The organism is Enterobacter sp. Crenshaw (assembly GCF_024734705.1).
GTDB lineage: Bacteria > Pseudomonadota > Gammaproteobacteria > Enterobacterales > Enterobacteriaceae > Enterobacter > Enterobacter asburiae_B.
Map to the genome: position 1 here is coordinate 128609 of NZ_CP102932.1, position 24337 is coordinate 152945.

Genomic DNA, 24337 nt, shown 5'->3' on the forward strand with positions numbered 1-24337 from the left:
GATGAAAGCGTTATCCAAACTGAAAGCGGAAGAAGGGATTTGGATGACCGACGTGCCGGAGCCGGAAGTCGGTCATAACGATCTGCTGATCAAAATTCGTAAAACCGCCATCTGCGGTACTGACGTTCACATCTACAACTGGGATCAGTGGTCGCAGAAAACCATTCCGGTACCGATGGTTGTCGGTCACGAATATGTCGGTGAAGTGGTGGGTATCGGTCAGGAAGTGAAAGGCTTCCAAATTGGCGACCGCGTCTCCGGTGAAGGCCATATTACCTGCGGCCACTGCCGTAACTGCCGCGGCGGGCGTACGCACCTGTGCCGTAATACCATTGGCGTGGGCGTAAACCGCCCGGGCTGTTTCGCGGAATACCTGGTGATCCCGGCGTTTAACGCGTTCAAAATTCCGGACAATATCTCTGACGACCTGGCCTCCATCTTCGACCCGTTCGGCAACGCGGTGCACACGGCGCTTTCCTTCGACCTGGTCGGTGAAGACGTGCTGGTCTCCGGCGCGGGCCCAATCGGCATTATGGCCGCTGCTGTGGCCAAGCACGTGGGCGCGCGCAACGTTGTGATCACCGACGTGAATGAATACCGTCTGTCGCTGGCCCGCAAAATGGGCGTCACCCGTGCGGTAGATGTCTCGAAAGAGAGCCTGACCGACGTGATGGAAGAGCTGGGCATGACCGAAGGCTTTGACGTTGGCCTGGAGATGTCCGGCGCGCCGCCGGCATTTCGCACCATGCTCGACACCATGAACCACGGTGGCCGTATCGCGATGCTGGGTATTCCGCCGTCAGACATGTCTATCGACTGGAACAAAGTCATCTTCAAGGGGCTGTTCATCAAGGGCATCTATGGCCGCGAGATGTTCGAGACCTGGTACAAGATGGCGGCGCTGATCCAGTCCGGTCTGGATCTGTCCCCGATTATTACTCACCGTTTCTCCATCGATGAGTTCCAGCAGGGCTTTGACGCGATGCGTTCCGGCCAGTCAGGGAAAGTGATCCTGAGCTGGGATAAGTAATCAAAAAGGGGCCTGAGGCCCCTTTTTTCACTGATTCTTTTTCTCTTCGTCCGTCAGGTAACGCACCTTGCGGGTGTAGTCCTGACCTTTGAACAGCAGTTTGTTATCCGGCGATTCAAGATACTTCTGCCATTCGGAGAGGGGGAAACCGCCGTGCGCGCCAATCACCTCTTTCGGCACAACGGCTTCCTGACCACCGATCTTCTTGGAGACTGGCCAGTTCATCCAGTCGCCCAGGTTAACCGTTTTTAAATCCAGCATGTCCAGCAGCGCGGCGAGCGGCAGCTGATCGGTCGGCGGCTGCGTGTCGTCCATCAGCTCCCAGGTATCCTGGAACAGCGTCAGCCACAGCGGGCAGATACGGCGCCAGGTTTTTTTAGTTGCCGCAAGAAACGCGCCGTTAACGTGATCGACCAGATATGGGCGCACCGTCTCTTTGTAATACGCCGGCACTTTCTCCGCTGGCGCACCGTCCAGCTTGGCAATCATTTTGCCCTGACGGAAGCTGGAGTAGATGTGCATATCGGCCATGTTGATCTCGGGCATCTTGAGCAGGTTGAGATCGGAATCGATCATCAATACGCCTTCACCGCGCGCCTGCAGCGGGGCGTTAAGCTTCACCAGACGGCTGAGGTAGATCTGCTTATAGCGGTAACCTTCCTCACGAACCGGAAGGTTAAGGGTCACTACGCGTGTTTTCGGCGGCAGTATCCCAAAGGCGGATTCAGGCTGATCGCTGACGATGACGATTTCGCTTACCCCGGTGGCATAACGTTCCGCGAAGGTGGCAGAGAGTAATGCTTCTTCGACGAAATCTGCGCCGGTACACGGAATCACAATAGAATCCACCGCAGCAAGTGCGCCCGTCACGGGCAGAGAGCTGTAAGGAATGTTGTGTCGCCCGGTGATATGACGATAGCGAGCATTAAGAAATTTAAACATAGTTATCTCGTTTGGTTAGTGCGCGCCAAGCACGGCTTCGACACCGCTGACATAGTTTTCGATGGCATAGGTATGACAGACGTTCTGGTATGCAGCTGCCGCCAGTCGAGCCCGCAGATCCGCGTCTGCCCAGATATTGTCCAGATGCTGTGCAAGCTGTGAAACATCGCTCCAGGGGAAGAGCAGCCCTGTCGAATCATGGTCAATCAATTCCGCCGTGCCGGTCACCTGAGAGCCAATCACGGGGATATTGAGAAGCATCGCTTCCAGCACCACGCGCGGTAGCCCTTCGCTTTTTGAGGCCAGAATAAAGGCGTCAAACGTAGCGAGGTAATCAAATGGGGTATTCTGAAAACCGGTGAAGATGACGTGGTTTTCAATTCCCAGCGTTCGGGCCTGTTCCGCTAAAGCGCGGCGTTCGGCACCTTCGCCGACCAGCACCATTTTCCATTTCGCCTCGGGATGCTTCTGGCTGAACTGTGCCAGCGCCTCCAGCGTGTGGTGGTTGGCTTTGCGAGGGATTAACGACCCGATACTGCCGAACACAAACGTGTCGTCATCAATGTTCAGGCGCTGGCGCATCGCGCGTCGGTCAGGTAAAGGCTGGTGGATGTCGATGGCATTATTGACCGTCGTACACAGTTCGGGCCGGACGCCATGCTGAAGCAACACGCGTTCAACGCCGTGCGAGACGGCGATGATTTTTGTGGCATGGGCATTAACCAGCTTTACCAGCGGCGGGGTCAAAACGGGCTCAATGCGGCAGTGCTGGATCAACCGCGCCTGCAGGTTCGCCGCCGCCAGATAGCCTTCCTCGTTTGAGCCCGGCTGGTTATTCATATAGAGCGTATCGAAACCGCCCTGCGTGAAAAGGGTCTCGATTTTGCTGACGTTAGGCCTGATGCGCCACATGATATCCACGTTACGCGTCAATGCCTTGCGGGCGCTGCGTGAGAAAAACAGCAGGCTACGTCCCGCTTCCTTCAACAATTTGGCCCAGACCGGCTGCGGACGTTGAGGGATCACGATGAGCGGGATGCCGATGCCGTTGAGCACCTGGCCAATTGTCTCACCTTCAGCACGACTATAATCACTGTAAAAACAACAGGTAATATCGAATTTATCGCGATTGATTCGCTTCAGGAGCTCAAGCATACTGTTGGTGCCTCCCCCCCATTCTTTACCCGTATCCAGGAGGAGAATTTTACTTTTGTGCGGCATGTCTGAATCCGTGTGCTACCCTTCATCTGACTGCATTATAAAGAATCTGTTGAAATAAAATAGATTTTTCTATTTTATTGCTCTTCAGAATTAGACAAAATTTCAAGCGTGCTTATTTGAAAAGTGTGATTCAGGACTTTAATCGTCTCTCCTCATTTATATAGTATTAATAATATTAATTTAGGCTGCTATTGAGAGTGGGAAAATGTTTAAAATAACGGTCTGCTTATTAACGTTTAATTCTGAAAGATTATTGCACGATGTTATTCCGCCTCTTTTGAAAATAGCGGATGAAATTGTCGTGGTCGATTCTGGCAGTACGGACAAAACACGATATATTTGTGAAAGTTTTGGACTGCTACCTGTCTATAAAAAATTTGGCTGGCATGGCGAGCAGATGAACCATGCCATATCCTTAGCCAGCAATGACTGGGTCCTGTGCATCGACAGCGACGAAATTCTTGACCAGGAAACGGTTAATGCCGTTTTAACGTTAAAAGCAGGCGATGAGCCAGACCCCGGAATGGCATGGCGAATATGCCGCCACTGGTTTGTTCTGGGTGAAGAAGTCCGGACGATTTATCCAGTTTCATCCCCTGATTATCCTGTGCGTCTTTTTAATCGTAAACAGTCCCGGTTTAATAACAGGCCGGTAGACGATCAGGTCGAAGGTTTTCTCCGTTGTGAACGTATTGCGGGTTATGTAAAACATGATACGTTTCCCACGCTGCATGAGCTTTTTAACAAATTAAATTGTTATACAACCCGCCTGGTTCAACATCAAAAAATACGGCCCTCTATAGGGCGCGGCGTAATCAGCGCCATCGGGGCTTTTTTCAAATGGTATCTGTTTAGCGGCGCCTGGCGTAAGGGCAAAGTGGGGGTGGCGACGGGACTGTATGCCACAGCCTATAGCTTTTTGAAGTATTTCAAATCCTGGTATCAGCATCAGGAAAAAAAAGAGTCCGTTGCTAACGAGCAGACGGACTCTCAGATTGCGAAATAAGCGTCAGGCTTTCTTACCCCATCCCTGCCACTGCTGCTGGACGTATTTCACCAGGGTACTGTTACTGATGCTGTCTCCGATGACGGAGAAGAAGCGGGTCGCATAGACCGGTTCAAGCGGTTGCTTCGGTACACAGCGCTTCACACCGCGGAACGGATTACGCGGCGCTGTCGGGACGGGCTGCGCAGAATTTGGTGTAGAGGTATCTACCTGCGGCTCGTTCAGCAGATCGCTCGGACGCACCAGCGTGATATCGGCAGGCAAGGTCGGCAGCATCTGCTGCAGGACGCGAACGGTAGACGGGTGCGGGTGACCGATGGCGATGGCTGAGCCATTGCGGCGGGCCAGCTGTACCGCGCGATTAAACTGCATGCGGATATCGGCTTCGTTCTGGGTATCATCCAGGAACACCTTGCGCTTAATCACCTTTACGCCCGTTCCCTGAGCGGCACGCATCGCCTGGCTATTGCCGATGGTCATGCTGTCGAGGAAGTAGAGGTTGTAACGCTCCAGCGCCTGCATCACTTTGAGCATCCCGTACAGGCTTGATGTCATCGCGCTGCCCATATGGTTGTTCAGCCCTACGGCATACGGCACTTTGTTGTAGGCGTCGCGGATGATGCGCTCGATCTCCTCGCTGCTCATGTCCGGGCGCAGAGTATCTTTTTCCAGCGGCTGCTTGCTGAGCGGGGCCATCGGCAGGTGGATCAGCACCTGATGACCGCTATTATGGGCTTTTGTCGCCATCTCACGCGCGTGGGGCGCATTTGGAAGGACGGCGACAGAGATGGCCGACGGCATCGCCAGCACCTGATTTTCATAGTGTGGACGATAACCGAAGTCATCAATCACGATAGCGAGTTTACCTGCGTATACTGGTGCAGCCAGCGCCAGCGCGCTGACGACGGAGAAAACCATTCGACGAAATTGAAGCAAAACTTATCTTCCCAACCACGGCTGTGGATTGACCGCCTGACCCTGGCGACGAATTTCGAAATAGAGTGACGGGCGGCCCTGACCGCCACTGCTGCCCACAAGGGCGATGGGTTGGCCTGCGCGCACCTGCGTGCCGACGCTGACCAGCGCGCTCTGGTTGTAGCCGTAAAGGCTCATGTCACCTTTACCGTGTTCGACCACCACCACCAGACCGTAACCCTGCAGCCAGTCGGCCAGAATCACGCGGCCATCGGCAATGGCTTTTACTTCGCTACCTTCAGACGCACCGATAACTATCCCTTTCCAACGTAGCTCACCCTGCAGCTGTTCGCCATAGCGATGCAGAATTGAACCGCGAACGGGCCAGAAAGCCTGACCGCGAGGAGAGCCCAAACCGCCGGTACGCGACATCAGGGAACGTTCGCTCTCGCTTGGCTTGTAGGTAGTGCCTTTGCGGGATGCTTCCTGCTGCTTATCGCGAACGGCCTGCGCCTCGCGAGCCTCTTTTTCGGCGCGCGCTTTCGCCGCCGCTTCCGCACGGGCGATGCTGTTACGCAGTTTTGATTCGTTGGCGCGCATTTCGCTGAGCTGGCTCTGACCTTCCTGAATGGAGGATTCAAGGCCGGAAAGGGTTTTCTTACGCTCGTTGCGCGCCTGCTCAAGCTTCGCCTGCTGGGCCTGCTGATCGTAGAGCAGAGTTTGTTGCTGGCTCTGTTTCTCTTCCAGCTCGGCTTTTTGCGTGGAGACCTCTTCGCGCGTCTGCTTCAGCTGCGCGATCGTCTCCTGACGCGCCTGGTTGAGATAGCCAAAGTAGGCCTGCAGGCGCTGGCCGCGCTGGCTCTCTTCGCCGCTGAGGATCAGCTGGAGTCCGGTATGTTCACCCTGACGGAATGCGGCATCAAGCTGTGCGGCAAGATTGCGCTCCTGCGCGTCACGCTGGCGCTCGAGTTTGGCAATCGACGCGTTCATCTCGTCGATCTGTTTATTCAACTGGGCGAGGGTGTTTTGCGTTTCACGGAGTTTACGCGTGGCGGCGGAGATCGCCTCTTCCTGCTGCTTGAGCTGGGCGAGCAGGGCGGAGCGCTGCTGCTGCTGCTGGCGTACCGCACGCTCTTTGGCGGCGATATCGGCCTGAATGGATTTCAGCTGGTCGCGGTCATCCGCGTGGGCGGATGCGGCGCACAGCAATACGCCAGCGCTGAGTGCGCTGGCGTAAAACAGAGGTCTGACTGATAACCTAAGCGGCTTCACGACCCATGTGATTGAAAAAATCGCCTTTCCCCTCATGGGGAGCGATTATTCCACGATGAACAGCGGCTTACCAGTCATCTCTTCAGGGATCGGCATACCCATCAGCGACAGCATGGTTGGCGCGATGTCAGAAAGCTTGCCGCCTTCCACTGCTTTCAGTGATTTATCACCCACATAAATCAGCGGAACAGGCAGGTTGGTATGGGCCGTGTGCGCCTGGCCGGTCGCCGGGTCGCGCATCTGTTCAGCGTTACCGTGGTCAGCTGTGATCAGCAGCTGGCCGCCAACGGATTCAACCGCTTTCGCTACCTGCTCAACGCAGTGGTCCAGCGCTTCAACCGCTTTCACTGCCGCTTCCATCACCCCAGTATGCCCAACCATGTCGCCGTTCGGGTAGTTACAGATGATGGTGTCGTACTTACCGCTCTTGATGGCCGCAACCAGTTTTTCCGTCAATTCTGCAGAGCTCATTTCTGGCTGCAGATCGTAGGTAGCGACTTTCGGAGAGTTGATCAGAATGCGGTCTTCGCCTTTGAACGGCTCTTCAACGCCGCCGTTAAAGAAGAAGGTCACGTGCGCGTATTTTTCAGTTTCGGAAATACGCAGCTGCGTTTTGTCGTTCTTCGCCATCCACTCGCCAAAGGTGTTTGCCAGAGATGCTGGCGGATACGCGCAAGGCGCTTTGATGTCTGCGGCGTATTCAGTCAGCTGGATGAAATCGAGGTTTACCACTTTCTTACGGGCAAAACCGTCGAAGTCGCTGTTGACGAACGCACGGGTGATTTCACGCGCGCGGTCAGCGCGGAAGTTCATGAAGATCAGCGCGTCGCCATCTTCCATGGCGGCGTCGGCCTGGCCTTCAGCACGAATCACGGACGCTTTCACGAATTCGTCGTTTTCATCACGTGCATAGGCCGCTTCCAGCGCCTCAACGGCGGTCGCGAACTGGAACTCACCTTTTGCCAGGGTCATCAGGTCATAGGCCTGTTCAACGCGGTCCCAGCGGTTGTCGCGGTCCATAGCGTAGTAACGGCCAATGATGGACGCTACGCGGCCTTTACCCAGCGCGGCGAATTTCTCTTCGAAGGCTTGCAGAGAGCCTTTTGCGCTACGTGGTGGCGTATCGCGACCGTCCAGGAAGGCGTGCAGATAGAGTTTTTCTGCACCGCGCTCGGCGGCCAGTTCAACCATCGCCATGATGTGATCTTCGTGGCTGTGAACGCCGCCAGCAGAGAGCAGGCCCATGATGTGTACGGCCTTGCCAGCGGCAACGGCTTTATCGACCGCGCCAGACAGCGTTGGGTTGGAGAAGAAGGTGCGTTCTTTAATTTCAACGTCCAGACGCGTCAGATCCTGATACACAATACGCCCGGCGCCCAGGTTTACGTGACCGACTTCGGAGTTGCCCATCTGGCGGTCCGGCAGGCCCACTTCCAGGCCAGACGCGTCAATCAGCGTATGCGGACGTTTCGCCCACAGGGCATCCATGACCGGAGTTTTGGCGTTGAAAATAGCGTTATCCTGGCTATCTTCACGGTAGCCATAGCCATCCAGAATCACCAGTACCATAGGTTTTTTAGAAACCGACATTGCGACAACCTCATGCTCAAGAGTCAAAATTTGCGTAATTTTACTACAGCTGAATCGATCAAATAGCCGCAGAAGATCAAAGAAAGCGCAGGGGCAAGATGTTCACCAGACCATTTTGAGGCATTTTTTTAGGTGGCATGCCGCAGAAAATGGATTAGGTTATGGTCGCTGGCTGTATTTGCCAGAACGCACAGGTATACTCCTGTCCTGGTTTTTTTTATCACTTAGTCGGGAGTAGTTACCCTCCATGCAAGAAATTATGCAATTCGTTAGCCGCCATCCGGTTCTGAGCATCGCGTGGATTGGCCTGCTGGCTGCTGTGCTGTTCACCACATTTAAGAGCCTGACGTCTAAAATTAAGGTTATCACCCGTGGTGAAGCGACGCGTCTGATCAACAAAGAAGATGCCGTCGTGGTCGATCTGCGTCAGCGTGACGATTTCCGCAAAGGTCACATTGCGGGCGCAATCAACCTGCTGCCAGCTGAAATCAAAGCGAACAACGTCGGTGAGCTTGAGAAACACAAAGCCCAGCCGATTATCGTTGTCGATGCGACCGGCATGCAGGCACAGGAATCTGCCAGCGCGCTTCATAAAGCAGGCTTCGAAAACGTAACGGTGCTGAAAGAAGGTATTTCCGGCTGGAGCGGGGAAAATCTTCCTTTGGTACGCGGTAAATAAGGAGTTCAGTCATGGCCAATATTGAGATCTATACCAAAGTGACGTGCCCGTTCTGTCATCGTGCGAAAGCGCTGTTGAACAGCAAAGGCGTCACGTTCCAGGAACTGCCGATCGACGGTGACGCGATTAAACGCGAAGAGATGATCAAACGTAGTGGTCGCACGACGGTTCCGCAGATTTTTATTGATGCGCAGCACATTGGCGGCTGTGATGACTTGTATGCGCTCGACGCCCGTGGTGGACTCGATCCGCTGCTGAGCTAAGAGACTTTAGGACAATTAAAAAGGGTATTTCCATGTCAGAACAAAACAACACCGAGATGACTTTCCAGATCCAGCGTATCTACACCAAGGACGTCTCTTTCGAAGCGCCAAATGCGCCACATGTTTTCCAGAAAGATTGGCAGCCAGAGGTTAAACTTGATCTGGATACCGCATCTACCCAACTGGCAGATGACGTGTATGAAGTCGTGCTGCGTGTGACCGTTACCGCATCTCTGGGTGAAGAAACTGCATTCCTGTGTGAAGTACAGCAGGGCGGCATCTTCTCTATCGGCGGTATCGAAGGCAACCAGATGGCGCATTGCCTGGGTGCGTACTGCCCGAACATTCTGTTCCCGTATGCGCGTGAATGCATCACCAGCCTGGTTTCTCGCGGTACATTCCCGCAACTGAACCTTGCGCCAGTTAACTTTGATGCGCTGTTCATGAACTATCTGCAGCAGCAAGCTGGCGAAGGTGCTGAACAACATCAGGATGCCTGATGAGCACTGTTAATGCGTCAATGACTGTGATCGGTGCCGGCTCATACGGCACCGCTCTTGCCATCACGCTGGCAAGAAATGGTCACGAAGTGGTTCTCTGGGGCCACGACCCAAAACATATCGCAACGCTGCAACGCGACCGTTGTAACGTGGCGTTTCTTCCGGACGTTCCGTTCCCCGACTCCCTGCACCTTGAAAGCGACCTTGCGACCGCGCTGGCGGCCAGCCGCAACATTCTGATTGTGGTTCCGAGCCATGTATTTGGCGACGTGCTCCGTCAGATTAAGCCGCTGATGCGCCCGGATGCGCGCATTGTCTGGGCGACAAAAGGACTGGAAGCCGAAACCGGACGCCTGCTGCAGGACGTTGCCCGTGAAGCGCTGGGTGATGAGATCCCGCTGGCGGTCATCTCCGGCCCGACCTTTGCCAAAGAGCTGGCCGCTGGCCTGCCAACGGCGATTTCGCTGGCCTCCACCGATCAGGCCTTCTCCGACGATCTTCAACAGCTGCTGCACTGCGGCAAGAGCTTCCGCGTCTACAGCAACCCCGATTTTATCGGCGTGCAGCTGGGCGGTGCGGTGAAGAACGTGATTGCGATTGGTGCCGGGATGTCAGACGGCATTGGTTTTGGTGCCAATGCGCGTACGGCGCTGATCACCCGAGGGCTGACCGAAATGTCCCGCCTGGGCGAAGCGCTGGGTGCCGATCCGGCCACCTTTATGGGGATGGCTGGCCTGGGCGACCTGGTGCTGACCTGTACCGACAACCAGTCTCGTAACCGCCGCTTTGGCATGATGCTCGGACAGGGCAGCGATGTTAAAGGCGCGCAGGAGAAGATTGGTCAGGTGGTTGAAGGCTACCGCAATACCAAAGAAGTCCGCGAGTTGGCGCACCGTTTCGGTGTCGAAATGCCAATAACCGAGGAAATTTATCAGGTATTGTATTGCGGAAAAAATGCGCGCGAGGCAGCATTGACCTTATTAGGTCGCGCGCGCAAGGACGAGCGCAGCAGTAACTAGTCGGAACCGTTGTCACCTGAATGACCCAGCCAGCGCAGAACTGGCTGGTCATTAACTATCGTCTGGAGTAAGCAATGCCGTGTGAAGAACTGGATATCGTCTGGAACAATATTAAAGCCGAAGCCCGGGCGCTGGCCGACTGCGAGCCTATGCTGGCCAGTTTCTACCACGCGACGCTACTCAAGCACGAAAATCTCGGCAGCGCGCTGAGCTATATGCTCGCCAACAAACTGGCTTCCTCGATCATGCCTGCTATCGCCATTCGTGAAGTGGTGGAAGAGGCTTACGCCGCAGACCCGGAAATGATCGCCTCTGCCGCCTGCGATATCCAAGCCGTGCGCACGCGTGACCCGGCGGTCGATAAATATTCTACGCCGCTGCTGTACCTGAAAGGCTTCCACGCCCTGCAGGCTTACCGCATCGGCCACTGGCTGTGGAATGAAGGCCGTCGCGCGCTGGCGATCTTCCTGCAAAACCAGGTTTCCGTGACGTTCCAGGTCGATATTCACCCGGCGGCGAAAATTGGCCGCGGGATCATGCTCGACCACGCCACCGGGATTGTCGTCGGGGAAACGGCGGTCATTGAAGATGACGTCTCGATCCTGCAGTCGGTTACCCTGGGCGGTACCGGTAAAACCAGCGGCGATCGCCATCCGAAAATCCGTGAAGGGGTGATGATTGGCGCGGGTGCCAAAATCCTCGGCAATATCGAAGTCGGGCGCGGCGCGAAGATCGGCGCAGGCTCCGTGGTGCTCCAGCCCGTGCCGCCGCATACCACCGCCGCTGGCGTACCGGCGCGCATCGTCGGTAAACCAGACAGCGATAAGCCGTCCATGGACATGGATCAGCACTTCAACGGCATTCACCATACGTTCGAGTATGGTGACGGCATTTAACTTCTGAGAATGGCGCCCGGATACCCCAGCTGGCGCCAGGCTTCATACACCACCACCGACACCGCGTTCGACAGGTTCATGCTGCGGCTGTCCGGCATCATCGGAATACGGATCTTCTGCTCAGCGGGCAGGGCATCCAGGATCGTGGCCGGCAGGCCGCGGGTTTCCGGGCCAAACATCAGATAGTCACCTGCCTGATAGCTCACGGCGCTATGCGCTGGCGTGCCTTTGGTGGTCAGGGCGAACATGCGCTGCGGCTTCTCGGCTTCCAGAAACGCGGCGTAATCGTGATGGCGAACGACGGCGGTAAATTCATGATAATCCAGCCCTGCGCGACGCAGGCGTTTGTCGTCCCACGTAAAGCCCATCGGCTCAATGATATGCAGACGAAAACCAGTGTTCGCACACAGGCGGATAATATTGCCGGTATTTGGCGGAATTTCTGGTTCGAATAAAACGATGTTAATCATGCTGCCCCCTTAATTGCGGGGGCAGAATAGCAGAAAAGAGAGGAACTACGCGACGCCGGGTTCCTGCGAGCGGCTGTACAGCATTTTGTAGAGGGTTGCCGCAGCGGCCACCAGAGCGGGCACGCTGAGGATCATTAAAATACTGTCTGCCTGCCACTGCATAGCGAGAAGCTGGGCGCTGGTCATGGTTCCCGCCACGCCGCCAAAGCGGCCGATCCCCTGCATCCAGGCGATGCCCGTCGCGCGGCACTCGGTAGGGTAAAAGGTGGCGGCCAGGGTTTGCATGCCCGATTGCGCGCCGTTCATCGCGATCCCCATCAGGAAAATCAGCCCGCCAAACAGAGCGATATGGTTATGCTCAATACCCAGTAAAAGAATAAGGCCCATTGTCAGCACGAAACCACACGCGACAACTTTATGCGCTTCCCAGCGGTCCATCATCCAGCCCGCGAGCAGAATGCCTGCGGTGCCGCCGAAGGTGAACAGCGAGGTGAGCCAGGCGGATTCCGCCAGAGCATAGCCCATCCCCTGCATCAGCGTCGGCATCCAGCTTAGCAGGACGTAGTAAATCACCAGCCCCATAAAATAGGTCACCCACAGCATCAGGGTGCCGGGCAGCCAGGGCATAGAAAACAGCTGCGACACGCTCCCTTTTTTAGAGGCGACTTTCTCCTCCGCCAGGAAAAAGCCCGTGACGCCATCCAGCGTGCTGCGGGCGAACCGGCTGGCGATACGGCGGACCTGCATGACGTCTTTCCCGCGCTGCACCAGAAACTTCACGGACTCCGGTAAAAACAGCGCCAGCAGCAGCGTTAAAATCAGCGGCGCAATCGCCCCGGTCAGCAGCACGCTTCGCCAGCCGTGATGGGGGATAAGCCAGGAAGAGATCGCGCCGCCGCCCGCCGCACCCAGAGGGAAGCCGCAGTACATGGTATTAATCGCCATGGCGCGACAGCGCTGGGGGGCAAACTCCGAGATCAGCGTGATGGCGTTAGGCATTGCGGCACCGAGGCCCAAGCCCGTCAGAAAGCGCCACAGCGTGAGCGTATTCAGACTTTGCGCCCAGGCCGTCCCCAGGCTCGCAAGGCCGAAGAACAGGCACGAAAAGACCAGCACGCGCTTGCGACCCATCCGGTCCGATACCGGACCAGCAATCAGCGCGCCCAGCGACAGCCCCAGCAGCGCCGCGCTCAGCACCGGCCCCAGATCCTGTTTGTGTATCCCCCATTCTGCCGACAGCGTAGGCGCGATGTAACCCATCGCCGCCGTATCAAAACCATCGATCGCCAGAACCAGAAAGCCCAACACAATGAGCAGCCAGTGAAACCCTGAAAAGGGACTCTCATCGATCACCTGCTGAATATCCACCTTACCTGAATACGCCATACGCTCCACTCCGATCTGATGTTGTTTTTGCGTTCTTGTATTTGCTTGTCTATACAATTGCGGACGGCAGGTGGATGTCAAATTTTCTTATCCAATATGTTATCTGGATGTTATTTTTGGCGTAAAAAAGCGCCCGAGGGGGAAATCGGGCGCGTGAGAAAGGGGGATTAACGGAGGTGAATTTAGGCCGCGTTTCCCTGAGCAAGTGGCGCCAGCGCCGCCGGTAATTTGCTTAACTCCTGCACCAGAGAATCCTTACTGATTTCGCTAATCGTTCTTGCACCTGTCAGCGTCATCGCTACCTTCATCTCTTTTTCGATCAGGTTGAGCAGATTCGCCACCCCTGCCTGGCCCGCCGTCGCCAGCGCATACAGATACGCGCGCCCCAGCAGCACGCTGTCGGCGCCCAGCGCAATCATGCGCACCACGTCCAGCCCGTTGCGGATGCCGCTGTCGGCCAGGATCGCAATATCGCCTTTCACCGCATCGGCGATGGCCGGCAGGGCGCGTGCGGAAGAGAGCACACCGTCAAGCTGGCGTCCGCCGTGGTTAGAGACCACAATCCCGTCTGCGCCAAAGCGGACCGCGTCGCGGGCATCTTCCGGATCGAGGATCCCTTTGATCACCATCGGGCCGTCCCAGAACTCGCGGATCCACTCCAGGTCTTTCCACGAGATCGACGGATCGAAGTTGTTCGCCAGCCAGCCGATGTAATCTTCCAGCCCGGTCGGTTTACCGAGGTAAGCCGAGATATTGCCCAGATCGTGCGGACGACCGTTCAGGCCGACATCCCACGCCCACTGCGGATGGGTCACGGCCTGCCAGTAGCGGCGGAGCGCGGCATTCGGACCGCTCATGCCGGAGTGGGCATCACGATAGCGCGCGCCGGGAGTCGGCATATCGACGGTAAAGACCAGCGTGGAGCAGCCCGCCGCTTTGGCTCGCTCGAGCGCGTTGCGCATAAAGCCGCGATCGCGCAGCACGTACAGCTGGAACCACATCGGGCGCTTGATGGTCGGGGCGACCTCTTCAATCGGGCAGACGGACACGGTGGAGAGGGTAAACGGAATGCCTTTGGCATCCGCCGCAGCGGCAGCCTGCACTTCACCGCGGCGGGCATACATGCCGCATAAGCCCACAGGCGCGAGCGCCACGGGCATGGAGAGCGTTTCGTTGAACAGCTTTGTCTCAAGGCTCAGGTCAGACATATTCTTCAGCACGCGCTGGCGCAGGGCCACTTCCGACAGATCTTCCACGTTGCGGCGCAGGGTGTATTCGGCATACGCCCCACCATCGATATAGTGGAACAGGAACGGGGGCAAAATGCGCTGCGCCGCGGCGCGATAGTCACTGGCTGCTGAAATAATCATGCTTTGTTCTCCCTGGAAATATCACTGTCGCCAGGCAGACGGGTAATACGCGCCTGTCGGGCCTGGTCTTCATCGAATCGTTTAATGGTGGTGTGCACGAAACCGAGATGCGCCATCATCGCTTTGCGTGCGGCCTCGGCATCACCGGCCAGAATGGCGTTGAGCACCGCCTCGTGCTGTTCTGTGAGCTGGGCAAACACCGGCGGAACCAGATACATGCGCTGGCGGCTCTGCTTCACGGAGGATTGCAGCAGGTCGAAGAACCCGCGCATGGTCTGCAGAAGCACCACGTTGTGCGACGCCTCGGCAATCGCCAGGTGAAAACGCACGTCCGCCTGGGAGGCGATGTCCGGGTCGCTGCTTTGCGTGGCCTCAAAGCAGGCGATGAGTTTCTCTTTGTCGGCGTCGGTTGCCCGCATGGCCGCGTGCCAGGCGGTACTGGTTTCGATGGCGTGACGCGCTTCAAGGATGTCGAAGCTGTAGTCCGGGTCGTTCTCCATCAGCGTCTTCAGGGGCTGCACGATGTTTTGCTCGGACCAGTCGTCATGCTGCCAGCGCACAAAGGTGCCGCCGCCGCGACGGCTCACCAGCACGCCTTCGCTGACCAGCGTCGCCAGCGCCTCGCGCAGTGAATTGCGCGACACGCCAAGCTGGGCGGCAAGCTGGCGTTCGGCGGGCAACTTCATGCCCGCTTCAAGCTGTTGTTCTTCAATCAGCGCCCGTACGCGAGAGGCAATCTCGTCGGACAGGCGTCTGGGCATCACTATCATGGGATCATCCAGGTTAAGACATAGGCCTGCAGGGTGGTGATCACCCCGACCATACAGGTGAATATCAGGCTGTGTTTCACGGTAAAGCGGAACAGATCCGACTCTTTACCGACCAGTCCCACCGCCGCACAGGCAATGGCGATGGATTGTGGAGAGATCATTTTCCCGGTCACGCCGCCGGTGGTATTCGCGGCCACCAGCAGGACATCCGACACGCCAATCTGCTGGGCTGCCGTTGCCTGCAGCGCGGCAAACAGGGCGTTAGACGAGGTATCGGAACCGGTCAGGAATACCCCCAGCCAGCCGAGGAACGGCGAGAAGAAGGTGAAGGCGTGGCTGGTATGGGCCAGCGCCAGCGCCAGCGTCGATGACAGGCCGGAGTAGTTCGAGATAAACGCGAACGCCAGCACCATGCCGATGGAGTAAATCGGCAGCATCAGCTCTTTAATGGTCGCGGCAAAGGTCTGCACCGCGTCCGCAGGCTTCATGCGCAGCCACACTACGGAAAGGATCGCGGCAAACAGGATGGCGGTACCGGTGGCGGAGAACCAGTCGAATTTATAGACCGCGGCATACGGCGTAGCGGCGTGCACCACCGGCGGCATACGGGCGACCATCTTGTCGAGGAACGGTACGGAGATGTTAATCACCATGTCGTACAGCGCGCCGCCCGGGGCGAACAGGGCTTTAAACGGCGGAATGCTCCACAGGGTGACCGTTGCGGTCAGGAACAGGAACGGCGACCAGGCGCGGATCACCTGTCCTGCCGTATAGCCCGTACGGGCCAGGGTTTGATCAACCTGCGAGGCGCCCATGTCGGCGAAGCGGAAAATACGCACCGGCTGCCAGCGCTTCAGGAACAGCGTCAGACAGACCAGCGACACCAGCGAAGAGATGATGTCCGGCAGCTCCGGGCCGAGGAAGTTCGAGCTGAGGTATTGAGCGATAGCGAACGAACCGCCCGCCACCATCACCGCAGGCCAGGTCTCCTTCACGCCGCGCCAGCCGTCCATAATCGCCATGATCCAGAACAGGACGATAATGGTCAGGAAGGGCAGCTGGCGGCCGACCATCTGGCCGATCTCGAAGCTGTCCAGCCCGGTGACCTGTCCGGCCACCAGAATCGGAATACCCATCGCGCCAAACGCAACCGGCGCGGTGTTCACAATCAGGCACAGGCCCGCGGCATAGAGCGGGTTAAAGCCCAGCCCGACCAGCAGCGCGGCGGTGATCGCCACCGGTGCGCCAAAGCCTGCCGCACCTTCCAGAAATGCCCCGAAGGAGAAGCCGACAATCAGCATCTGCAGGCGCTGGTCCGGCGTGATGGAAAGAATCGACGAGCGGATTATGTCGAACTGCCCGGTTTTCACCGAGATTTTATAGACAAACACCGCCGCGATGATGATCCACGCAATTGGCCACAGGCCGTAGAAGAAACCATAGACGACGGAGGCCAGCGCGCGATCGACCGGCATTTTATAGAAGAACAGCGCCACCATCAGGGCGATAGCAACGGTATACGTCGCGGCGAGGTAGCCCTTCAGCTTGAGCTTAATCAGCGCAAAGAAGAAGAACAGGATCGGAAGCGATGCGATCAGGCTCGACAGCCAGATATTTCCGGCCGGGTCGTAGTTTTGTTGCCAGAGGCTCATGCAGGTCTCCTGGGGACCAGACAGCCTGCGCTGCGGGTGAGTCTCCGCTCAACTCTGCGTCACAGGTTGTGTAAAAGTGGTCCTGCCAATGTTGTGTTGTAGGGTTAATGACAATGAATGGTTAACCAAATGTTATGGTCAGGCAATGAGTTTGTGAGCGGAAATAATGGAATTGTGAACCGGGGAAGAAAGAAAAGGGGGATTGGTAGGGCCAATTTGAAGCAGGGTGGGGCCTGATGCCCTCACCCCGGCCCTCTCCCACAGGGAGAGGGGGAAGTATCAGAACGCGGTCTTACAAAAGCCCGTCATCTCTTTCAGGCCCATTTCGCGGCCAAGCTCGGTCATCGGGTGTACCACCACCAGACCACGGACGCTTTTTTTCAGCTTGCCCATGTCGGCCTGTTCTTTTTTGGTGATCGCGCGGCGGTGCGGCATGTTCATCAGCTTCTGCGCTTCTTTGCTCAGCTTCTGGCCCTTCACTTCGCGCAGGCGCTCGATTTCTGTTTCCAGCGTGGCGGCTTCTTTTTCCAGCTCGGCGTACTTCTCGGCGGAATCGACCAGTGACAGGCCAGCCATCTGGTGGCGGATCAGATCCAGGCGGTCGCTCAGGCGTTTAATTTCGTTCTTTTCGACTTCTTTCATGACAAATAACTCTGAAAACGGGGAATTTACAGGGAAGGATACACCAATGTGAGCAGGCTTACTTCTGAAACGCTTTTTTTAAGCTGATCCGGGAAATCAGCTCAGTCAGGGAGAGCACCATCGTGGAACGGACAACCTGTTGATAACGCAGCTTTTGCATCGCGTAGAGCTCAGGGTCGCTGTTGTCAAAATGGGGAGCAGGGGGGAGCGCGCTGACGCAGTGCAGTTCGCCGAAGGGCCCCAGGATCTCATCATCGGTAAAGGTGTACTCATTACCGTCATGATTGAGTTCTTCGCGCAGCGCCATTAACAGCTCCGCATCTTCATACTCTTGTCGGTTGAGCACGCCAAGACCATAAATCAGCTTCAGACGCACGGATAAATCGCCCAGCGGTCCGTCTCCGTCCAGTAACGGTTCTACAGCATACTTTACCGCGTAGTCGTCTTTGCGAAACACCTGAAGCACCAGGATATTCACCGCCTCGGTTAACAGTTCGACGGCGGCGATCAGGAAGCTTCGTACGGTTTTGCCAGCATTCAGACGCTCAAGCACACGATTTTCAAAGGCCTGGGTTTGTTCCATTATTGCCTGCATATCTGACAATCTATTATCTGGGCGCAGGTTAACCTGCGCCGCACTGTGCATCATTTGGTTGCGTTGTATGCGTTAACCGCCTCCACAACCACGTCGCTGTTGGCGTCCAGACCGGAAATCTGCGCCAGCGCAGCCTGCGCGCCTTTGTCATCAATAAGCTGAGCCAGTTCCTGCGCCTGTGGGTCCTGCTCGCTGCGGTAGTGCATCGCGGCGGCAATGCCTTTCACCAGGTTGGCGTGCGGCAGGCCGTATTCCAGCGTGCCCAGCAGCGGCTTAATCAGACGGTCGCCCGCGCTCAGTTTGCGCAGAGGCTGACGGCCCACGCGCTCAACGTCATCTTTCAGATACGGATTTTCAAAGCGACCGAGGATTTTCTGGATGTATGCTGCGTGTTTATCAGCATCAAAACCGTAGCGTTTGATCAGCACCGCGCCGCTCTCTTCCATTGCCCCTTTTACCACCGCGCGGATCTTCTCATCGAGGATCGCATCACGAATGGTCTGATGACCGGCCAATTTTCCGAGGTACGCGGTTATAGCATGCCCGGTGTTCAGCGTGAAGAGTTTGCGTTCGACAAATGCCATCAGGTTATCGGTTAATTCCATTCCCGGTATGGTCGGCAGGGCGCCTTTAAACTGGGTTTTATCAACGATCCACTCGCTGAAGGTTTCCACGGTCACTTCCAGCGGGTCGTTGGTGGCGGATTCAGACGGCGGAACGATGCGATCCACGGCGGAATCCACAAACCCAACGTGCGCTTCAACCCAGGCTTTGTCTTCGTCTGCTACAGCGTTAAGCACGTGGCCTTTCAGCTGCGTGGTGCCGCGCACCATGTTTTCACAGGCGATGATGTTCAGCGGAGCGTCGATGCCCTGCGCTTTACGTTTTGCCAGGCCTTTCGCAACCGCAGGGGCGATGCGCTCAAGGACGACCGGACCCACGGCCGTGGTGACCAGATCGACGCTGGCGATCAGGTCGATAACGTCTTCCCCGATGCTGCTGACCGCGTTGACGCCGGACACCGTCTCAACCTGCTCGTTTTCACCGACTACATGGACCTGATAGCTATGACGCGCATTCAGGGCATCCAGGACCACCTGATTCACATCGGCGAATGTCAGCGTAATGCCCGCGTCTGCCAGCAGTTTACCGATAAAACCACGACCGATATTACCTGCGCCAAAATGTAATGCTTTCATAGTGTTAACCTTCATCAATGTTTTTACCCGAGAGGGCTGGGGTGAGGAACTTTTCCCCTCACCCTAGCCCTCTCCCCAGAGGGGAGAGGGAAGAGGACTTATTTGTTAAGAAGTGCCAGGACTTCTTCCACGCTGGTGGTGCTCGCCAGACGCGCAATGACAGACTCATCGTCCAGCGCGTTGGTCAGGCTGGTAATCACCTGAATGTGCTCGTTGTTGCGAGCGGCGATACCAATCACCAGACGGGCGATGTCGTCTTCTTCTTCACCGAAGCGCACGCCCTGCGGATACTGACAGAATACGACGCCGGTTTTCAGGACGCGATCTTTCGCTTCAACCGTACCGTGCGGCACCGCGATGGATTCGCCCAGGTAGGTTGGCGTCAGTTTTTCGCGTTCCAGCATTGCGTCGACATATTCAGGCTGAACGTAGCCGCCTTTCACCAGCTGCTCGCCGGCAAAGCGAATCGCTTCTTCTTTGGTTGCTGCTGTGCGACCGAGGAAGATGTTTTCCGCACCCAGTTTGAACAGGTGGGCGTTGCTTTCGTCAAAGCTGTCCTGCAGGCTTGAGCGCACTTTCACTTCGTTGTCTTCGTGACGCTGCGCCGCAACCAGACGTTCGGTCAGGCTGGTGTACAGGCCGCTGTCGAGGAAGTTGGTCAGCGAGATGTGCTGTGCCTGCGGCACCTGGCGCATGGCGCGTTCGGTCAGGTCGCGGTGCGTGATGACCAGGTCAACGTCCGGCGGCAGGCTGTTAATGGCGCTGTTGGTGACGGAGATGTTGGTCAGGCCCGCATCCTGCACTTTCTTACGCAGCACGCCTGCACCCATTGCGCTGGAACCCATACCGGCGTCACAGGCAACGATGATTTTACGCACGTGGCTCAGGTCGTTAGGCACATCGCCAGCCGCCAGCGGGGTCGCGCCTTTGGATTCGGCTTTCATGTCGTGCATACGACGGGTCGCCGCTTCAATATCGTCGTCTTCTTTCACTTTGCTGGTTTTCAGCAGGATAGAAGAGACCACGAAGGAGACTGCCATGGCCGCACAGATGGCCGCGATGTTCGCGAAGTACGCCCCTTTTGGCGTCATCGCCAGCACCGCCAGGATAGAACCCGGAGAAGCTGGAGACACCAGACCGCCGCCCAGCACGCTCAGGGTGAACACGCCGGTCATACCGCCAAGGATAACGGCCAGGATCAGGCGTGGGTTCATCAGCACGTACGGGAAGTAAATTTCGTGGATACCGCCCAGGAAGTGAATGATTGCCGCACCACCAGCAGACTGCTTAGCGCTGCCGCGACCAAAGAACATGTACGCCAGCAGTACGCCCATACCCGGACCTGGGTTAGCTTCAATCAGGAAGAAGATAGACTTGCCGAGATCGTGAGACTGCTGAATACCCAGCGGCGAGAAGATACCGTGGTTGATGGCGTTGTTCAGGAACAGGATTTTCGCCGGTTCAACAAAGATAGACGCCAGCGGCAGCATGTCGTGCGCCACCATAAAGTTAACGCCTGCCGCCAGAATTTTGGACAGCACTTCAACCGCTGGGCCAATGCCGAGGAACGCCAGAATCGCGAGGATCATCCCGATGATGCCCGCAGAGAAGTTGTTCACCAGCATTTCGAAGCCGGATTTGATCTTACCATCAACCCAGACGTCGAATTTCTTAATCGCCCAGCCGCCCAGAGGACCGGCAATCATTGCACCGAGGAACATCGGCATATCCGCACCGACGATAACACCCATGGTCGTGATGGCACCCACTACGCCACCACGGTCACCGCCCACCAGACGACCACCGGTGAAACCGATGAGCAGCGGCAGGAGATAGGTAATCATTGGGCCAACAAGTTTCGCCAGCGTTTCGTTAGGCAACCACCCTGTCGGAATGAACAATGCAGTGATGATACCCCACGCGATAAACGCGCCGATATTTGGCATCACCATGTTGCTGAGGAAACGACCAAAGCTTTGAACTTTGATCTTGAAATCGGATGACATAAAACACCCCTTCTTCTGTTTACGCTTAGGCTTGCGGCCCGAGGTTTATTGTTAATGAGGCGGCAGAGGTAGCCGGGCCCTGTTCTGATGCTGTGAAATCTGGCACTGAATCGTTCAACTGTCCAGACAGCGAAAATTTATGTGACGCACATCACGTAAAGGTAGGGGGTGTGGATGTCAATGAAGTGATCTTAGTCACAAAAAAGGTGGGTAAAAAAAATGCGATGGCGAGAAATGCGGCAAAAACCACCCTTTTCTGTGATGGTTGTCACGATTTGGTTTTGTGGGTTTGTTTCTGGATTGTGACTGATTTCACAAAATATTTTTATGCAGATTTCTCCGGCTGTGATCGGCGGCAAACTCTGCTTAGCGATTCGGCGTCAGGATGGCATAGCGCGACACGTTAAGCTAAAAAACCACTTTTGATGTGTGGTATGGCGAAAAGTTAAAACGTGGATTACGCTCATATTGTAAGGTTAAGTATATTATTATTCAGGATATATTTTGACACGCTTATAAACTTGCACGGAGATATTATAAAAAACGATACTCCCCGGCTCTGAAATAACCAGTATACCTTCTGTTTTCAAAATAAATTAATTAGGTTGCGTACTGTTTTATTAATTAAATGAGTTGACGTTGTTTAAGTGAGGAGAATATGTTTCTCAACTATTTTGCGCTGGGCGTATTGATTTTTGTATTTCTGGTTCTCTTTTATGGAATCATCGCCATCCATGACATTCCTTATAATATGGCCAAAAAGCGAAACCATCCGCATGCCGATGCGATTCACACGGCAGGCTGGATTAGCCTGTTTACGCTCCATGCCATCTGGCCGTTCCTGTGGATATGGGCCACGCTGTACCGTGAAGATCGCGGCTGGGGGATGCAAAACCACATCACCAAGCCTGATGAGGTTCCGGGCATGGATGCGCTGGCCAAACGCGTGGCCGAATTAGAACAAAAGCTGGCCGCGGTACAGCCCGCCGCTGATAAGAACACGCTGGAGCGCTAATCATGGATCTGTTAATTATTTTGACCTACGTGGCATTTGCCTGGGTGATTTTTAAAATATTCCGTATTCCGGTAAACCAGTGGACGCTTGCCACCGCGACATTAGGCGGGGTGTTTATTGTTGCCGGGCTTATTCTGTTAATGAACTATAACCATCCGTACACCTTTACGGCGCAAAAGGCGGTTATTTCTATTCCAATTACGCCGCAGGTTACCGGGGTGGTCAGTGAAGTGACCGATAAAAATAACCAGCTAATTAAAAAAGGCGAAGTGTTATTTAAACTGGATCCGGGCCGCTACCAGGCGCGCGTCGACAGACTCCAGGCCGACCTGGTGACCGCAACGCACAATATCGACAATCTGAAAGCGCAGCTTTCGGAAGCGGTCGCCAATACCACCCGCGTGTCGGCTGAACGCGATCGTCTGTTTAAAGATTATCAGCGCTACCTGAAAGGCAGCCAGGCAAAGGTGAATCCGTTTTCTGAAAGCGATATCGACAACGCGCGCCAAAATTATCTCGCACAGGATGCGATGGTGAAAGGCTCCGTTGCCGAACAGACGCAGATTCAAAGCCAGCTGGACAGCATGGTGAACGGCGAGCAGTCGCAGATTGCCTCCTTACGCGCGCAGCTTGCTGAAGCGAAATACAACCTGGATCAGACCGTGGTCCGTGCGCCAAGCGATGGCTACATCACCCAGGTGCTGATCCGTCCGGGGACGTACGCCGCCGCGCTGCCGCTGCGTCCGGTGATGGTCTTTATTCCTGAACAGAAGCGTCAGATCGTGGCCCAGTTCCGTCAGAACTCGCTGCTGCGCCTGAAGCCGGGCGATGAAGCGGAGGTGGTGTTTAACGCGCTGCCGGGCCAGGTGTTTACCGGTAAACTCACCAGTATTCTGCCGGTGGTGCCGGGAGGCTCCTATCAGGCGCAGGGCGCGCTGCAGTCGCTGACGGTGGTGCCGGGAACGGACGGCGTGTTGGGTACGATTGAGCTGGATCCGAATGCGGAGGTCGATGCGCTGCCAGACGGTATCTATGCCCAGGTGGCGGTCTACTCGGACCATTTCGCCCACGTCTCGGTGATGCGTAAAGTATTGCTGCGCATGACGAGCTGGATGCACTACCTCTACCTCGATCACTAATCCTTCCAGGGCAGGAATGCGACACGCGTACCTGCCCTTTTTTCATCGCTTGATCCATACTGACTTTTTTCCGGCATCAAGGATCAGGCAATGAAACTCATCGGTAGCTACACCAGTCCCTTCGTGCGAAAAATCTCGATTCTCCTGCTGGAGAAAGGGATTGAATTTGAATTCATCAATGAACAGCCCTACAACGCTGAAAACGGCGTCGCGCAGTACAACCCGCTGGGGAAAGTCCCGGCGCTGGTGACGGACGAGGGCGAATACTGGTTCGATTCCCCGATTATTGCGGAGTATATCGAGCTGCTGGGCGTTGCCCCGGCAATGCTGCCGGCTGACCCAAAAGCGGCGCTGGCGCTGAAGCAAATTGAAGCCCTGGCCGATGGCATTATGGATGCGGCGTTAACCTCCGTGCGTGAACAGGCAAGGCCCGCCGCCCAGCAGTCGGAAACGGAACTGTTACGCCAGCGGGAAAAAATCAGCCGCAGCCTGGACAGGTGCGAACAGCTTATCCGGGAGGGAAAGATTCAAACCGACAGCCTGAACCTGGCAACTATCGCTATCGCCTGCGCCATCGGCTATCTCAACTTCCGCCGGGTTTCCCCTGGCTGGTGCGTCGACCGTCCGCTGCTGGTGAAACTGGCAGACACGCTTTTTAGCCGCGAGAGCTTTGCCCGGACAGAACCGCCAAAGGCTTGACGCGGGTTATAACACTTCGGCGTCGGAGGCGGTACAATCCCTCCACATGTTAACTCCCTCT

Annotated in this window: 25 protein-coding genes; 11 read left to right on the forward strand and 14 right to left on the reverse strand. The window is 56.1% G+C overall.

The genetic code is table 11. The annotated features are described in order from the left end of the window. Position 1: 1 nt before the first annotated feature. The gene (tdh, locus tag NWV12_RS00575) at positions 2-1030 is read left to right on the forward strand and encodes an L-threonine 3-dehydrogenase (protein ID WP_023309906.1); all 1029 of its coding nucleotides are present in this window, start codon (positions 2-4) and stop codon (positions 1028-1030) included. Positions 1031-1057: 27 nt separating this feature from the next. On the opposite strand, the gene NWV12_RS00580 is transcribed toward tdh, so the two are convergent. Together NWV12_RS00580 and NWV12_RS00585 are read right to left on the reverse strand one after the other, a co-directional pair. Further along, a complete protein-coding gene (locus tag NWV12_RS00580; protein WP_048980272.1) occupies positions 1058-1972 on the reverse strand; it encodes a hypothetical protein in 915 nt (304 codons plus the stop codon). Positions 1973-1987: 15 nt separating this feature from the next. Further along, positions 1988-3193 carry a glycosyltransferase gene (locus NWV12_RS00585; RefSeq protein WP_048980273.1) on the reverse strand — a complete coding sequence of 402 codons (1206 nt, stop codon included), beginning with the start codon at positions 3191-3193 and terminating at the stop codon, positions 1988-1990. Between the two features lie 205 nt (positions 3194-3398). Here NWV12_RS00585 and NWV12_RS00590 point away from each other — a divergent pair, with 205 nt between their 5' ends. Beyond that, positions 3399-4199: a glycosyltransferase family 2 protein gene (locus NWV12_RS00590; protein WP_048980275.1), complete on the forward strand. Its 801-nt coding sequence runs from the start codon at positions 3399-3401 to the stop codon at positions 4197-4199. A 3-nt stretch (positions 4200-4202) separates the two neighbouring features. Here the strand turns inward: NWV12_RS00590 and NWV12_RS00595 are convergent, their stop codons facing one another. Genes NWV12_RS00595 through gpmM form a run of 3 tightly spaced genes read right to left on the reverse strand, consistent with a single transcriptional unit; the run spans position 4203 to position 7976 of the window. After that, the gene (locus NWV12_RS00595; RefSeq protein WP_047059721.1) at positions 4203-5135 is read right to left on the reverse strand and encodes a divergent polysaccharide deacetylase family protein; all 933 of its coding nucleotides are present in this window, start codon (positions 5133-5135) and stop codon (positions 4203-4205) included. 3 nt (positions 5136-5138) lie between these two features. Beyond that, complete coding sequence (gene envC / locus NWV12_RS00600; protein ID WP_229231479.1) at positions 5139-6398, reverse strand: murein hydrolase activator EnvC; 1260 nt, start codon at positions 6396-6398, stop codon at positions 5139-5141. A gap of 33 nt (positions 6399-6431) precedes the next feature. Next, the gene (gene gpmM, locus NWV12_RS00605) at positions 6432-7976 is read right to left on the reverse strand and encodes a 2,3-bisphosphoglycerate-independent phosphoglycerate mutase (RefSeq protein WP_048980278.1); all 1545 of its coding nucleotides are present in this window, start codon (positions 7974-7976) and stop codon (positions 6432-6434) included. Positions 7977-8223: 247 nt separating this feature from the next. On the opposite strand from gpmM, the gene NWV12_RS00610 reads away from it, so the two are divergent. The 5 genes from NWV12_RS00610 (at position 8224) to cysE (ending at position 11333) form a co-directional block, all read left to right on the forward strand. Further along, entirely contained in the window at positions 8224-8655 is a 432-nt protein-coding gene (locus tag NWV12_RS00610) for a rhodanese-like domain-containing protein (protein WP_023309913.1), read from the forward strand. Positions 8656-8666: 11 nt separating this feature from the next. Continuing rightward, complete coding sequence (gene grxC, locus NWV12_RS00615) at positions 8667-8918, forward strand: glutaredoxin 3 (RefSeq protein WP_048980279.1); 252 nt, start codon at positions 8667-8669, stop codon at positions 8916-8918. A gap of 32 nt (positions 8919-8950) precedes the next feature. Next, positions 8951-9418 carry a protein-export chaperone SecB gene (secB, locus tag NWV12_RS00620; RefSeq protein WP_003860835.1) on the forward strand — a complete coding sequence of 156 codons (468 nt, stop codon included), beginning with the start codon at positions 8951-8953 and terminating at the stop codon, positions 9416-9418. After that, positions 9418-10437 carry an NAD(P)H-dependent glycerol-3-phosphate dehydrogenase gene (gene gpsA / locus NWV12_RS00625; RefSeq protein ID WP_023309915.1) on the forward strand — a complete coding sequence of 340 codons (1020 nt, stop codon included), beginning with the start codon at positions 9418-9420 and terminating at the stop codon, positions 10435-10437. The genes secB and gpsA overlap by 1 nt, the downstream gene beginning before the upstream one ends. A 74-nt stretch (positions 10438-10511) precedes the next feature. Continuing rightward, positions 10512-11333 carry a serine O-acetyltransferase gene (gene cysE, locus NWV12_RS00630; RefSeq protein WP_008502718.1) on the forward strand — a complete coding sequence of 274 codons (822 nt, stop codon included), beginning with the start codon at positions 10512-10514 and terminating at the stop codon, positions 11331-11333. Here cysE and trmL read toward each other — a convergent pair. The 9 genes from trmL to NWV12_RS00675 form a co-directional block, all read right to left on the reverse strand. Next, positions 11330-11803 carry a tRNA (uridine(34)/cytosine(34)/5-carboxymethylaminomethyluridine(34)-2'-O)-methyltransferase TrmL gene (trmL, locus tag NWV12_RS00635; RefSeq protein WP_048980280.1) on the reverse strand — a complete coding sequence of 158 codons (474 nt, stop codon included), beginning with the start codon at positions 11801-11803 and terminating at the stop codon, positions 11330-11332. The genes cysE and trmL overlap by 4 nt on opposite strands. A 45-nt stretch (positions 11804-11848) precedes the next feature. Further along, complete coding sequence (locus NWV12_RS00640; RefSeq protein ID WP_048980282.1) at positions 11849-13189, reverse strand: aromatic acid/H+ symport family MFS transporter; 1341 nt, start codon at positions 13187-13189, stop codon at positions 11849-11851. 182 nt (positions 13190-13371) lie between these two features. Continuing rightward, a complete protein-coding gene (gene lldD, locus NWV12_RS00645) occupies positions 13372-14559 on the reverse strand; it encodes a quinone-dependent L-lactate dehydrogenase (RefSeq protein ID WP_029740822.1) in 1188 nt (395 codons plus the stop codon). Further along, positions 14556-15329 carry a transcriptional regulator LldR gene (gene lldR, locus NWV12_RS00650; protein WP_023294814.1) on the reverse strand — a complete coding sequence of 258 codons (774 nt, stop codon included), beginning with the start codon at positions 15327-15329 and terminating at the stop codon, positions 14556-14558. Before lldR ends, lldD begins: the two co-directional genes overlap by 4 nt. Then, positions 15326-16981 carry an L-lactate permease gene (gene lldP, locus NWV12_RS00655; RefSeq protein WP_048980283.1) on the reverse strand — a complete coding sequence of 552 codons (1656 nt, stop codon included), beginning with the start codon at positions 16979-16981 and terminating at the stop codon, positions 15326-15328. Before lldP ends, lldR begins: the two co-directional genes overlap by 4 nt. A gap of 279 nt (positions 16982-17260) precedes the next feature. Then, positions 17261-17623, reverse strand: coding sequence for a YibL family ribosome-associated protein (locus NWV12_RS00660; RefSeq protein WP_010436679.1), 363 nt, complete (start codon positions 17621-17623; stop codon positions 17261-17263). Positions 17624-17681: 58 nt separating this feature from the next. Further along, the gene (gene mtlR, locus NWV12_RS00665; RefSeq protein ID WP_033147025.1) at positions 17682-18272 is read right to left on the reverse strand and encodes a mannitol operon repressor MtlR; all 591 of its coding nucleotides are present in this window, start codon (positions 18270-18272) and stop codon (positions 17682-17684) included. Next, positions 18269-19417, reverse strand: a complete 1149-nt coding sequence (gene mtlD / locus NWV12_RS00670; protein ID WP_032665121.1) for a mannitol-1-phosphate 5-dehydrogenase — start codon at positions 19415-19417, stop codon at positions 18269-18271. Before mtlD ends, mtlR begins: the two co-directional genes overlap by 4 nt. Positions 19418-19515: 98 nt before the next feature. Continuing rightward, entirely contained in the window at positions 19516-21423 is a 1908-nt protein-coding gene (locus NWV12_RS00675; RefSeq protein ID WP_048980288.1) for a PTS mannitol transporter subunit IICBA, read from the reverse strand. A 170-nt stretch (positions 21424-21593) separates the two neighbouring features. Between NWV12_RS00675 and NWV12_RS00680 the strand changes: the two genes are divergently transcribed. From NWV12_RS00680 to NWV12_RS00695, 4 genes are all read left to right on the forward strand, one after another. Continuing rightward, positions 21594-21830 (forward strand): hypothetical protein, encoded by a 237-nt coding sequence (locus tag NWV12_RS00680; protein WP_143345925.1) that lies wholly within the window; start codon positions 21594-21596, stop codon positions 21828-21830. Positions 21831-22081: 251 nt separating this feature from the next. Beyond that, positions 22082-22438 (forward strand): DUF3302 domain-containing protein, encoded by a 357-nt coding sequence (locus NWV12_RS00685; RefSeq protein ID WP_023334046.1) that lies wholly within the window; start codon positions 22082-22084, stop codon positions 22436-22438. Between the two features lie 2 nt (positions 22439-22440). Further along, positions 22441-23577 carry an HlyD family secretion protein gene (locus tag NWV12_RS00690; protein ID WP_033147023.1) on the forward strand — a complete coding sequence of 379 codons (1137 nt, stop codon included), beginning with the start codon at positions 22441-22443 and terminating at the stop codon, positions 23575-23577. Between the two features lie 90 nt (positions 23578-23667). Next, a complete protein-coding gene (locus tag NWV12_RS00695; protein WP_047059729.1) occupies positions 23668-24276 on the forward strand; it encodes a glutathione S-transferase in 609 nt (202 codons plus the stop codon). The last annotated feature ends 61 nt before the right edge of the window (positions 24277-24337 follow it).